Origin of the sequence: Aliidongia dinghuensis (assembly GCF_014643535.1) — a bacterium.
Taxonomy (GTDB): Bacteria; Pseudomonadota; Alphaproteobacteria; order ATCC43930; family CGMCC-115725; genus Aliidongia; species Aliidongia dinghuensis.
Window position 1 is genome coordinate 231188 of record NZ_BMJQ01000007.1, and the last position, 12189, is coordinate 243376.

The window sequence follows — 12189 nt, forward strand, 5'->3', positions numbered from 1 at the left end:
GGAACATTATGGCGAGAAGCGGCCCGGCGATCAGGAATGCCCCAGTAAAGCGCCTGATCGCGCTGGGCCTCCTTGCCGTCGGTCTGATCGCGGCGGCGCCGGCCTCGGCCGATTCGGCGCAGATCGACGGCGGCCGTTTCGGCATCATCCGGGTGACCGAGCCGGAGGGCGACATGCGCGGCCTCGTCTACCTGTTCTCGGACAATGATAGCTCGGCTGAAACCGACGATGCCGTGGCGGCTAAGCTCTCGGCCGCGGGCGCGCTGGTGGTCGAGATCGACACGCACGGCTATTTGACGGCGCTCGCCAAGCTGCCCGACAAATGTTTCAACCTGGGTGGCGACATCGAGGGGCTGAGCCGCAATCTGCAGCACGACCGTGCCTACCCGACTTATCGCTCGCCGATTCTGGCCGGCATCGGGGTCGGTGGCGCCCTCGCCGAGGCGGCGCTCAGCCAAGTGCCGTCGGCGACCTACGCCGGTGCCGTGTCGATCGATCCAACCGTCGCGATCCCGACCGGGCGGCCGCTCTGCACGAAGGCCCCGTTCAGCGCCGTCGCCGGCGGCTTCACCTATGGCCCGCATCCGGATTTGCAAGGTTTCTGGTCGGTTGGCTTCACCGCCAAAGCCGCTCAATCGCGCAATCATGTGACCGAGCTCGGTCTGGGCGGCACGCCGCTCACGACCGAGGATGTGACCGGCGCGCCGGCCGACGCGCTCGCGGCGTTGATCGAGCCGCATCTCAAGAAGCCCGAGATGGACCTGACCGGGCTCGACGCCTTGCCGCTGGTCGAGCTGCCGGTCGACCATCCGTCACCGGTGATGGTGATCGTGGTGTCGGGCGATGGCGGCTGGCGCGATCTCGACAAGACGATCGCCGAGAATCTGCGGGAACAGGGCGTGCCGACGGTCGGTTGGGACGCCCTGCGCTATTTCTGGAGCAAGAAGACGCCGGAGGAGACGGCACTGGCGCTTGCCGCCATCATGAAGTCCTATATGGCGAAGTGGCACGCCTCCAAGGTGGCGCTCGTCGGCTATTCCTTCGGCGCCGACGTGCTGCCCTTCGCCTATAACCGCCTGCCGGCGGACTTGCGCGGCAATGTCGTGCAAATGTCGCTCCTGGGCCTCTCCAAGAGCGCCGAGTTCGAGATCTCGGTCGGCGGCTGGCTGGGGGCGGCGCCCGGTGCCGACGCACTGCCAAACCAGGCGGAGCTCGCCAAGGTGCCGCCGGCCATGATCCAGTGCTTCTACGGCGCGGACGAAACCGATACGGCCTGCCCGACACTGACCGCCCAGGGCGTCGAGCAGATCAAGACGACCGGCGGCCATCATTTCGACGGCGACTACGCGGCGCTGGCGAAACATATCCTCGACGGCCTGCGTCGGCGCGCAGGCTGACCCGCCATGACGCGCCCCACGAAACTCTCGATGTTCATGGGGCTCGTATTGTGGCTGAGCTACGCGCGCGCCCAGAACGCCTGGGAGAACCCGGTGCTGGTCGGGGTTGCTCTGTTCGTGGCGCTGGCCCTGCCGTCGATCTCCGTCGTGTCGAACATCCTCGACGCGCGGGTCTCGACCCTGGCCCACCATCGCCTGCCTGGACGGCTCGCACGGTTCGTGGCCCAGCTCCTGGTCAATATCGCGATCTTCGCCGTCATGATCGTCGGCCGGGTCATCCCGCCGGGCGGCATCGACCAGGTCGGCGGCATTGCCGGTGCCGCGGCCGTCACGACGCTTGCCTCCCAGGGGCTGCAGGCCGTAGCGCTCTGGCTCGCCTGGCGCGGCATTGGCCGGGCGGACGGCAATGTGCTGCTGGCGCTCTCGGCCAACATCGTCGTGGCGGCGCTCGCGATCGCAGGCATCGGCTGGGCGCGCCAGGCGTTCCTCATCGGCGGCGCGGGGCTCGCCGTGCTCGCGGTCCTGACCGACCTGCGCGCCGGCTGGCCGCGCCGCGCGGCTCCGGCCGCGACCCCGGTACGCGACGAAGCGCCTGAGAAGGCGGCCGACTCCGCACCGTAATCGAACTCTATCGACAACTGGGGTTTGCCAAGCGGCGGCCGCTCTACATTTGCGTGCTCGGTCTTTCGACCTATACGCAGGTAGTGCGCATCGGCGCCGCTGGACGACGGGGCGGCGCTCTACTACTCTCCGGCAATTTTGTCATACTTGAAACGAGGCCGGATGTGATCTGCGACGCGACCGCGACGTCACCCTGCGTCGGCATATGTGAGTTGGAGCCGACGAGCGGGCTCTGCCGCGGCTGCCTGCGGACGCTTCAGGAAATCGCCCGCTGGGGCGGGCTCAGCCTCAGCGAGCGGCGGCAGATCAAGGCACACCTGGCGGAGCGGCGCTGCGCGGTCGCGACCGGCCGATCGCCGGTGCTAGTCGCCGGTTCCTAGATAGCCGGCGCGGCCGGGCTGCGGCTCGGCATAGCAATCGACCTGACCGAGGCTGGAATAGCAATACTTGGCCTGCTTGTATGGCTGGTCGGCAGCGGCCGGCTTCGGCTTGCAATCCTTCGGCTGCTGGCCGACCGGCGGTGCGAACTGGTCGCACGGGTCGACCGCGGCGGAGCAGCCGGCGACGGTGGCACCGATGAGCGCGAGCAGGGAAATGCGAAGCATGGGACGCATCTGTCTATGAAGCCTGAATATGCATTAACACTCTCTTGCCGTGTGGCGGCAATCCTTCTGCTGGCCGGCGTTGCGGCCTGCACGACCGGCGCCAGGAATTGGGCCAGGCCCGGCGTCAGCGAGAGCCAGCGCAGCGCCGACTACAACGAATGCCGGTCCCAGATGCGGGCGGTCATGAAGCAGAGCTACGACATCGACCAGGACATCTCGTCGAGTCTCGGCAGCGATTGGCGCCGGCTCGGCCAGTACAATACCCAACAGTCCCAATTGTCGCAGGGCGATGCCGACTCTGGCGCCCAGGTCATGCGCAACTGCATGACCGACAAGGGCTATCGGCCGCTCTGATTACGGTTAGACGGCTTTGCGGATCGGCTCGGCCGGCAAGACCCGGCCGGCCGGCAGCAGCACGGTTACGGTCGTGCCAGTGTTGGGCCAGCTGCGGACGCCGATCGTGCCGCCGTGCAGCTCGACGAAGCTGCGGGCGAGCGGCAGGCCCAGGCCGGTGCCGGCATGGTGGCGGGACAGCGAGTTGTCGACCTGGGTGAAGGGCTCGAAGATCCGGTCGAGATCGGTCTCGGCGATGCCGATGCCGCTGTCCGCGACGGCCAGCTCGAGCTCACTATCGGCCTTGAGCGCCGCGGAGACGATCACCCGCCCGCCGGACGGCGTGAACTTGACCGCGTTCGAGACGAGGTTCAGCAGCACCTGCTTCAGCTTGGTCTCGTCGGCCCAAAGCTCGATATCCTCGCGGGGCAGGCGCGTCTCGAGTGCGACGCCGGCCGCACGCGCCCGCTCGCGGAAGAAGCGCTCGACGGAGATCAGCAGGGCCGTCGCCGACATCCGGTCCTCGCGCAGCTCCGTCTTGCCGGCCGACGCCTTGGTGAGGTCGAGGATGTCGTTGATGACGTCGAGCAGGAAGCGGCCGCTCGTCGCGATGTCCGCCGCGTAATCCTTGTAGCGGCGCCAGGCACCCTCGCCGGAGCCGAACATCTCGCTCTGAATGATGTCGGCGAAGCCGATCACCGCGTTGAGCGGCGTCCTGAGCTCATGGCTCATGTTGGCGAGGAACTGCGACTTGGCCGCGTCGGCCCGGACCGCCTCGGCCCGCGCCGCCTCGAGTTCGAGCCCGCGCTGCCGGCTTTCCTCGACCTGCAGGCGCAGGATCTCGAGTACCGAGCCCATGCCGATGAAACGGCCGTTCTCGGCGATGATGAAGCCGCTCATGAGCGCCGACGGCTTGTCGCGGCCGATCCGTTCCGACAGCTCGCTGATGCTGGTGTCGGGATCGACGATCAGCGGTGCCCGATCCATCAGGAGCGCGATGGGGCGCCGCTCGTAGACGTCGCGTACGACCGGCCGGGCGAAGGTCGAGAGCAGGCTGTGGCGATCGATCGAGCCCGCGATCTGGTCGCCGTCGATGATCGCGAGGCCCGGCAGCTCGGGGTCGGCCGCAAACAGGGCATAAGCGTCGCCACAGCTCGCCGACGGCGGCAGCACGCGCGTGTGCAGCGTCAGAAGATTGGCCCGCCAAGGGGCGTTTGCGGGAGGCAGGACGGCCATGACGATGCCGGGTTCCCAATGCTCTTATATGAACGCTTCGCTATCCTAGCGGCAAAAGATTGATGATTTGCGAAGCCGGGCGCAAGTCTGCCGACTGCCGATCTTTTTGAACTTTTGGCGTACGCGCAGCGATCGGCGTCTGATTTACACAGCAATTGCCGCGCCGCAGCGGAGACGGACCCATCCGCGCGCCGCATATCAGTGCGGCGATATTGCTCTTTTATTAATTTTTGCGCGTCCCCATCTTTCGGCGGAGCGCGGGCGTTTGCAGTGCAAAATGCCCGCCGGTTTTCGGGAGTTCTCGTGATGCGCCAACCCAATTTCGACGGATCGCGACGCGATCCTCGATACGGCGGGGCCCGCGCGACCGTGGCTGCCTGGGCGGTCGTCTTCGCCCTGTTCGCGTTCGTCCTCGCCTTCCCGTCGCTCGCCGGCCGATCGTCCAGCCAGCCGGTGTCGCCCGATCGGGCGATCGCCAAGCTGGTCGCGCGTGCCGTCCCGGCCGATCGCGACATCTGCCAATGCACCGAGTTCGATCATCTCGAGATGACGGCGGCACCTTCGCTTTGTTGAAGGGCGCTTTGTTGAAGGGCACTTTGTTGAAGGGCACTTTGTTGAAAGCCGCTCTGTTGACGGGGCGATCGCGGTCGACGATATGATCCGCTCATGATGACCCTGCCGCTCGTCTGGAGCCACGCCGGGCCGCCCATGCTGGCGGCCTTTCTTGCGTCCCTCGTAGAATTCGTCGAGGCGCTCACCATCGTGCTCGCCGTCGGCACGGTCAGGGGCTGGCGCCCGGCGTTGAGCGGTGCTGCGCTCGGCGTCGCGGCCCTGGTGCTGCTGGTCGCGGTCCTGGGGCCGGGCCTGTCGGCGATTCCGCTCCACTATCTCCAACTCGCCGTCGGCGTGCTGCTGCTGCTGTTCGGCGCCCGCTGGCTGCGCAAGGCGATCCTGCGCGGCGCCGGGCGCATAGCACTCCACGATGAAACGCTTGCCTTCGCCAAGGAAAGCGCTGCCCTCGAAGGCGCCGCCGATTTCGCGGCACTCATGACGGCGTTCAAGGCCGTGCTGCTCGAGGGGCTCGAGGTCGTGTTCATCGTCATCGCCGTCGGTGCCGCCGGCGGGATGCTGGTACCGGCATCGATCGGCGCGGGAATTGCCGGCCTCGTCGTGCTCGTGCTGGGCGTGGTGGTACACAGACCGCTCGCCCGCGTGCCAGAGAACGCGCTCAAGTTCACCGTCGGCGCCATGATCCTGTCGTTCGGCCTGTTCTGGACCGGTGAGGGGCTGGGGCTCGACTGGCCGGGCGAGGATTGGTCGATCCCGGTCATGATCCTGGCCTGGCTCGCGCTCGGCCTGTTGCTGGTCCAGATCGTCAAGCCGCGTGCGCGCGCCGTGGTGCGGCCATGAGGGCGGTGCTGAAGGAACTCATGGGCCTGTTCGTCGACGACCTGTTCCTGGCCGTCGGCCTTTTGGTCTGGGTCGCGATCGCCGGCTATCTGCTGCCGACGCTGTCAATCGGCGTTTGGGGCGGCCCCATGCTGTTCCTCGGTGTCGCCTTCGTGCTGGTGGCGAGCCTGCGCAAGGCCATCCGATAGCGCTTTTCGCCGATCGATAGCCGAAACGGCGAAAGTCAGGTGGGCGATCGCGCCACTTCATCCAGGCGTGCCCGATAAAGCTCGCAAAATCAAGAGCTTCCCGCGTCGAGTCCGCGTGGCACGGGTCATGCTTGGAGGCGTCGCGGGTGGACATGGGATTCGTCCAGAGGGGGGACGGAATGGGTATCCTGAACAAGCTGTTGCCGGCCTTGATCGGTTTTGCGCTCGCCGCTGCGACGGCCTCGATGGCGGCCGACAATCCGGCGGCCAGGGCGGATCACCTGCTTGCCAAGGCGAAGCAGGCGACGGGCGGTGCCGCTTGGGATCGGCTGAAGAGTCTCAGCGAGCATGGCGCGATCGCGGCCAACGGCGTCGAGGGGACCTATGAGACCCTGACCGACTTGCGCCATGTGCTGAGCGTCCAGCGCTACGTGCTGGGGCCGCTCTCCGGTGCCGAAGGATGGGACGGCAAGACCTCCTGGAGCGCCGACTCGACCAGTCAGGTCCGGATCGAGGAAAGTCAGGCCGCGATTGCGGGCAGGATCCAGCAAGCCTATCGGGCGGCCTATGCCTTCTTCTGGCCGTCGCGTTGGCCGGCGACCCGCGTCTATGTCGGCGACCGGCAGGCCGACGGCGTCACCTACGACGCGATCAAGGTCACGCCGAAGGACGCCGATCCGTTCGAGATCTGGATCGACCGTGCGAGTCATCGGATCGCTCGGGAAGTGCAGATCGTGGGCGAGCAGCCCCATACGCAGATCCTGTCGGACTACCGCGCCGCGGCTGGCGTCCTGCTGCCGTTCGTCAATCGCGATACGATGGGCGAGGCGCAGTTCGACATGGTGGCGACGACGGCCCGTCTCGAGGCCGTCGGCACCGTCAAGGCACAGCGATTCGGAGCGCCGCCCCCGCCCGCGGAGCCGGACCCGTTCCCGCCCGGCCGGGACCAGGTGACGATCCCGTTCACGCTCGCCAACAACCATATCTATCTGAAGGCCACGATCGACGGCCAGGCGCCGCAAACCTTCATCTTCGACACGGGCGCGCCGGCGCTGCTTGACGACGCCCATGCGGCGGCGTTTGGGATCCACCCCGAAGGTGCGTTGCCCGCCGGCGGCTTTGGCGAGAAGGCGGCCGCCATGGGTTTCGCCAAGGTCCCCTCGCTCGATGTCGGCGGCTTCACGTTGCACGACCAGGTGTTCGCCACGCTCGACAACAGCGTGCTCGCCCGGGTCGAGGGCGTCGATTTCGCCGGCCTGCTCGGCTACGAGATCCCGAAGCGGGCGGTGACAGTCATCGACTATGCCAAGGGCGAGATGACCTTGATCCGGCCTGCGGTGTTCCGGCCGCCGCCCGGCGCCGTCGCGGTGCCGTTCACCTTCAACGAGCATGTGCCGATGATCGAGGCGACGGTCGACGGTATCGCGGGCCAGTTCGAGCTTGATACCGGCGCGCGTTCGGCGCTCACGATCATGCGCCCCTTCGCTGAGACCAATCATCTGGTCGAGCGCTATCACGCCAGCCGCTGGGCGACCGCCGGCTTCGGTGTGGGCGGGCCGGCGAAGGAACTGCTGGCCCGCGCGGATGCGCTCAAGATCGGCTCGATCACGCTCGAGCATCCGGTCACCCTTATCGCGGGCGGCGAGCGCGGCGCGGGGGCGGCGTCCCGAGTCGCCGGCAATATCGGCGGCGACCTGTTGAGACGTTTCACGCTCACGCTCGATTACGGCCACAAGCTCGTCTATCTGCAGCCGAACGGCGGGCTCCGCACGGCCGATACCTTCGATCGGTCGGGCCTGTGGCTTATGCGCGCACCGGACGGGACGGTCGATATCGCCGACGTCACGGCCGGCGGGCCGGGCGAGGCGGCCGGCCTTGCAATCGGCGATCGCATCGTCGCGGTCGACGGTATCAATGCTGCGGACATCCCGCTCAGCGACCTGCGCGACCGGCTGAAGGCGGCGCCCGGGACGGCCGTGACGCTGTCGACGGTGCATGCGGACCAGGCGCCGCGCGACGTCGTCCTGAGGCTCGCCGACCTGATCTAGCGGCGGCGATATCCCGGGGGCATGCGGGCTTGAACCCTTGGTCGGCGCCGCGCGCTCGGCTAGAATACCATTGGTATTCAAATGAAGGGCGGGATGCCTCCGATCGATCCGGTTTCCGAGCCGTTGCGGCTCGAGCTGAGTGCCGTCGTGGTCGCGGTGACGGCGGAGGAGCCGCGCGTGCTCGTCGTCGGCGATGGCGCGGCGCTGCCGTCCGGGCCGCTCGAGCCGTACCATCGCACGCTCGAGCTGGGGCTGCGCGCCTGGGTCGAGGCGCAGACGCGCCAACCCCTGGGCTATGTCGAGCAGCTCTATACCTTCGCCGACCGCGACCGGGCGCCGGGCCATGTCGAGCGGGTGATCTCGCTCAGCTACCTCGGGCTCGCGCGCGAGGCCTGCGCCATGGAGCCTGGCAGCAGCTGGCAGAACTGGTATCGCTATTTCCCCTGGGAGGATTGGCGCGGCGGGCCCAATCGCCTCGTCGTCGACACGATCCTGCCGCGACTCGCCGCCTGGGCGGAGGAGGCGGCGGAGTCGGCACTCCGGCGCCAGCGGACGCAGCGCATCGCCGTAACCTTCGGCGCGACCGAGCGCAGCTGGAACGAGGACCTGGTGCTGCAGCGATTCGAGCTGTTGTACGAGGCGGGGCTGGTGCCCGAGGCGGCGCGCGTCCGGCCGATTCCGGCCGACCGGCTCGTGCCGGGCGAGCCGATGCAGCACGACCACCGCCGTATCCTCGCGACCGGCATCGCCAGGCTGCGCGCCAAGATCAAGTACCGGCCCGTGGTGTTCGAACTGATGCCGGCCGCGTTCACGTTGCTGCAGCTGCAGCGAGCGGTCGAGGCGCTGGCCGGCCGCCGGCTGCACAAGCAGAACTTCCGCCGGTTCGTCGAGGCCGAGGGGCTGGTGGAGGAGACCGGCGAGATCGACGTCGGCACCGGCGGCCGCCCGGCGAAGCTCGTGCGCTTCCGCCGCGAGGTCCTGGCCGAGCGTGCGGTTTCCGGAACGAAGCTGCCGCTGTCGCGGACCGCGTAGTGCGTTTCCCGCCTCTTTCCGCCCCATTGGGGCGGAAAGAGGAAGGTTATAACCGCTACTTCACCGTCTTCAGGTAAGCGATAGCGTCGGCCCGGTCCTGGGCGTTCGCGACGTTGACCAGCATCTTGGTGCCCGGCACCGTGCTGGTGGGCGATGCCAGGAACTTGTCGAGCGTGGCGTCATCCCAGGTGAGGCCGGAAGACGCCATGGCCTTGGAATATTGGTAGCCTGCGACGGCGCCCGCCTTCTGGCCGACGATGCCGTTCAGGTTCGGCCCCATTAGCTTCTTGCCGGCGTCGAGCGAATGGCAGGCAGCACAGCGCCCGAAGACGACCTTGCCGTGCGCGGCATCGCCGTCGGCCAAAGCGGGGCCAGCCGAGGCGAAAATGCCGCCGGCGGCCAGCAGGGCCGCGGCGAGAAGGCGGTGTCGCATCATCGTCTCAGTTTCTCCGGATGAATTTTCTCGAAATCCCCCGGGGCGGCGGAGCCCCGGGGGGTGAGGGCGACGATCAGGCCATGCCGCCGGTCGCGAACGGCAGGACGCGGATGCGCTTGCCGGTCGCGGCGAATACGGCGTTGGCGACGGCCGGGCCGACCGGTGCCACGCCCGGCTCGCCGACGCCGGTCGGCGCCTCGGCCGACGGCACGATATGCACCTCAACCTTCGGCATCTCGTCGATGCGCAGCACCTGGTAGCCATCGAAGTTCGTCTGCTCGACCGCACCATCCTTCATGGTGATGGCGCCGTAGAGCACGGCGCCGAGCCCGAAGCCGATGCCGCCCTCCATCTGGGCCGCGATCACGTCCGGATTGATCGGGATGCCGCAGTCGACGGCGCAGACGACGCGGTCGACCTTGACCTTGCCGTTGGGCGCCACCGTCACCTCGGCGACCTGCGCCACGAACGTGCCGAACGCCTCGGCGACGGCGATGCCGCGGCCCTTGCCCTTCGGCAGCGGCTTGCCCCAGTCGCCGGCCTTCGCGGCCAGCTCCAGCACCGCCTTGTGCCGTGGATGATGGGCGAGCAGCGCCTGGCGGAACGCGAACGGGTCCTTCGCGGCGGCATGCGCCACTTCGTCGATGAACACCTCCGTGGCATAGGCCGTGTGCGAGCTGCCGACGACGCGCCACCACAGCACCGGCACGCCGGTTTCGGTCGTCATAAGCTCGACCCCGAGGTTCGGCACGGCATAGGGCAGGTTGGCCGCCCCCTCGACCGAGGTCGCGTCGATGCCGTCCTTGACAAACGCCGCCGCGAACGGCGTGCCGGCAATGATCGACTGGCCGACGATGCGGTGCTGCCAGCCGACGAGCTGGCCCTTGGCGTCGAGGCCCGCCTCGATCTTATGGACATAGATCGGGCGATAGCGGCCGCCCTGGATGTCGTCCTCGCGCGTCCATTGCAGCTTGATCGGCGTGCCGTTGGCGCCCATCGCCTTGGCGATCGAAACCGCCTCGACGATATAGTCCGACGCCACGTTGGCGCGCCGGCCGAAGCTGCCGCCGGCCAAGAGCGTGTGGATCTTGACCTGCTCCGGCTTCAAGCCCGCGGTCGCTGCCGCGTTCGCCTGGTCGATCGTCTGGAACTGGTCGCCGGCCCAGATCTCGCAGCCGTTGGCGTCGAGCTTGACGACCGCGTCGAGCGGCTCCATCGGCGCGTGGGCGAGATAGGGGAACTCATAGGTCGCTGAAATCGTCTTCGCCGCCCCCTTGAGCGCCGCCGCCGGATCGCCGTCCTTGCGGGCGGTCTTGCCCGGCTCCTCCGCGAGCTTGCGGTATTCGGCCATGATCTCGGCCGAGCCGCGCTTCTCGGCCTTGCTGTCGTCCCATTCGACCTTGAGTGCGTCGCGGCCTTTCTTCGCCGCCCAGAAGCTCTTGGCGACGACGGCGACGCCGCGCGGCACCTGGACCACGTCGACCACGCCCGGCACCGCCTTCGCCTGGGTTCCGTCGAACGACTTGACCGTGGCGCCGAACAGCGGCGGGCGCTGCAGCAGCGCCACCTGCATGTCGGGGAAGCTCACGTCGATCGTGAATTGCGCCGTGCCGTTGGTCTTGGGCGGCAGGTCGACGCGCGGCAGCTTGTGGCCGATCAGTTTGAAGTCCTTGGGATGCTTCAGCGTCACGTTGGCCGGCACCGGCTGCGCCGCGGCCTTGTCGGCAAGCTCGCCGAACGTCGCCTGGCGCTTTGTCGCGGCGTGATGGACCACGCCCTTGTCGACCGTCAGGCTCGCGGCCGGCACTTTCCATTCGGCGGCGGCGGCCTCGACCAGCATGGCGCGGGCGCTGGCGCCGGCCTGGCGCAGCTGCGTCCAGGAATTATGCATGGCGGAGCTGCCGCCGGTGCCCTGGACCGGGCCCCAGTCGAGGTTGTTGTACTTGCGGGCGTCGGCCGGCGCCGATTCGACGCGGATCTGCGACCAGTCGGCGTCCAGCTCCTCGGCGACGATGGTGGCGAGGCCGGTATAGGTGCCTTGACCGAGCTCGACATGCTTCGCGATCACCGTCACCGTGTTGTCGGGTGCGACGCGCAGGAAGGCGTTCGGCGCGAAATCCTTGGGCGTATCGGCGAGTGCCTGGCGCAGCGGCCCCGACCAGTGAAAGCCGATGGTGAGGCCCGCGGCGGTTGCGGCGGCACCCTTGAGGAAACTGCGGCGGCTTGCGGCGGAGACGGAGGCGGAAACGTCACCCATGGCTCAACCCTCCATCGTATGGGCGGCCGCGTGAATCGCAGCCCGGATGCGCGGATAGGTCGAACAGCGACAGATATTGCCGCTCATGGCGCCGTCGATGTCGCTATCGGTCGGCTTCGGGTTCTGCTCGAGCAGCGCGGTCGCGGACATGATCTGGCCGGATTGGCAGTAGCCGCACTGCGGCACCTGCAGTTGGACCCAGGCGGCCTGCACGGCCTTCGCCGCCTTGCTCTCGATGCCTTCGATCGTGGTGACATGCTGTCCCTCGACCGCGGAGAGCGGCGTCACGCAGGAGCGCGTCGCCTGCCCCTCGATATGGACCGTGCAGGCGCCGCACTGCGCCATGCCGCAGCCGAACTTGGTGCCGTGCAGGCCGGCGACTTCGCGGATCGCCCACAGGAGCGGCATGTCTGGATCGGCATCGAGCGTGGTCGCCTTGCCGTTCAGGGTGAAGGAGATGGCCATGGGATTCTCGCAGAATGGAGAAGCAGAAGAGGGCAGCGCGAACGCGCCGCGTTAAAAAAATAGGGAGGGTCCCTCCGGATACAAGCCATCCCCGATTGTCTAACGAGAATCTTCACCGGATGGGGACAAGTTGACCGGGATTGCCGCGTGGATTCCGGTCG

At 67.8% G+C, this 12189-nt stretch carries 14 protein-coding genes; 9 read left to right on the forward strand and 5 right to left on the reverse strand.

Features of this window, described 5'->3' with window-relative positions; all coding sequences use genetic code 11:
• Positions 1-8 precede the first annotated feature (8 nt).
• The 3 genes from IEY58_RS34375 (at position 9) to IEY58_RS15120 (ending at position 2398) form a co-directional block, all read left to right on the forward strand.
• Positions 9-1397 carry a virulence factor family protein gene (locus tag IEY58_RS34375; protein WP_229743738.1) on the forward strand — a complete coding sequence of 463 codons (1389 nt, stop codon included), beginning with the start codon at positions 9-11 and terminating at the stop codon, positions 1395-1397.
• 6 nt (positions 1398-1403) lie between these two features.
• Positions 1404-2018, forward strand: a complete 615-nt coding sequence (locus IEY58_RS15115; protein WP_189047167.1) for a hypothetical protein — start codon at positions 1404-1406, stop codon at positions 2016-2018.
• Between the two features lie 164 nt (positions 2019-2182).
• Positions 2183-2398, forward strand: coding sequence for a DUF1289 domain-containing protein (locus IEY58_RS15120; RefSeq protein WP_229743739.1), 216 nt, complete (start codon positions 2183-2185; stop codon positions 2396-2398).
• On the opposite strand, the gene IEY58_RS15125 is transcribed toward IEY58_RS15120, so the two are convergent.
• Positions 2381-2623 carry a hypothetical protein gene (locus IEY58_RS15125; RefSeq protein ID WP_189047169.1) on the reverse strand — a complete coding sequence of 81 codons (243 nt, stop codon included), beginning with the start codon at positions 2621-2623 and terminating at the stop codon, positions 2381-2383. The two genes, IEY58_RS15120 and IEY58_RS15125, sit on opposite strands and share 18 nt — an antisense overlap.
• A gap of 15 nt (positions 2624-2638) precedes the next feature.
• Between IEY58_RS15125 and IEY58_RS15130 the strand changes: the two genes are divergently transcribed.
• Positions 2639-2977 (forward strand): hypothetical protein, encoded by a 339-nt coding sequence (locus IEY58_RS15130; protein WP_189047171.1) that lies wholly within the window; start codon positions 2639-2641, stop codon positions 2975-2977.
• Between the two features lie 6 nt (positions 2978-2983).
• On the opposite strand, the gene IEY58_RS15135 is transcribed toward IEY58_RS15130, so the two are convergent.
• Positions 2984-4192 carry a sensor histidine kinase gene (locus IEY58_RS15135; protein ID WP_189047173.1) on the reverse strand — a complete coding sequence of 403 codons (1209 nt, stop codon included), beginning with the start codon at positions 4190-4192 and terminating at the stop codon, positions 2984-2986.
• Between the two features lie 306 nt (positions 4193-4498).
• Here IEY58_RS15135 and IEY58_RS15140 point away from each other — a divergent pair, with 306 nt between their 5' ends.
• The 5 genes from IEY58_RS15140 to IEY58_RS15160 all read left to right on the forward strand — a co-directional run bounded on the left by IEY58_RS15140 (position 4499) and on the right by IEY58_RS15160 (position 8870).
• The gene (locus IEY58_RS15140; RefSeq protein WP_189047175.1) at positions 4499-4765 is read left to right on the forward strand and encodes a hypothetical protein; all 267 of its coding nucleotides are present in this window, start codon (positions 4499-4501) and stop codon (positions 4763-4765) included.
• Positions 4766-4858: 93 nt separating this feature from the next.
• The gene (locus IEY58_RS15145) at positions 4859-5602 is read left to right on the forward strand and encodes a COG4280 domain-containing protein (RefSeq protein WP_189047178.1); all 744 of its coding nucleotides are present in this window, start codon (positions 4859-4861) and stop codon (positions 5600-5602) included.
• Positions 5599-5790, forward strand: a complete 192-nt coding sequence (locus IEY58_RS15150) for a hypothetical protein (protein ID WP_189047181.1) — start codon at positions 5599-5601, stop codon at positions 5788-5790. The genes IEY58_RS15145 and IEY58_RS15150 overlap by 4 nt, the downstream gene beginning before the upstream one ends.
• Positions 5791-5969: 179 nt before the next feature.
• Positions 5970-7838, forward strand: coding sequence for an aspartyl protease family protein (locus IEY58_RS15155; protein ID WP_189047183.1), 1869 nt, complete (start codon positions 5970-5972; stop codon positions 7836-7838).
• Between the two features lie 93 nt (positions 7839-7931).
• Entirely contained in the window at positions 7932-8870 is a 939-nt protein-coding gene (locus IEY58_RS15160) for an NUDIX hydrolase (protein WP_189047185.1), read from the forward strand.
• 55 nt (positions 8871-8925) lie between these two features.
• On the opposite strand, the gene IEY58_RS15165 is transcribed toward IEY58_RS15160, so the two are convergent.
• The 3 genes from IEY58_RS15165 to IEY58_RS15175 all read right to left on the reverse strand — a co-directional run bounded on the left by IEY58_RS15165 (position 8926) and on the right by IEY58_RS15175 (position 12028).
• Positions 8926-9306 carry a c-type cytochrome gene (locus IEY58_RS15165; protein ID WP_229743740.1) on the reverse strand — a complete coding sequence of 127 codons (381 nt, stop codon included), beginning with the start codon at positions 9304-9306 and terminating at the stop codon, positions 8926-8928.
• 73 nt (positions 9307-9379) lie between these two features.
• On the reverse strand, positions 9380-11563 hold the full coding sequence (locus IEY58_RS15170; protein WP_189047187.1) for a xanthine dehydrogenase family protein molybdopterin-binding subunit: 2184 nt from the start codon (positions 11561-11563) through the stop codon (positions 9380-9382).
• 3 nt (positions 11564-11566) lie between these two features.
• Positions 11567-12028 carry a (2Fe-2S)-binding protein gene (locus tag IEY58_RS15175; RefSeq protein WP_189047189.1) on the reverse strand — a complete coding sequence of 154 codons (462 nt, stop codon included), beginning with the start codon at positions 12026-12028 and terminating at the stop codon, positions 11567-11569.
• Between the last annotated feature and the right edge of the window lie 161 nt (positions 12029-12189).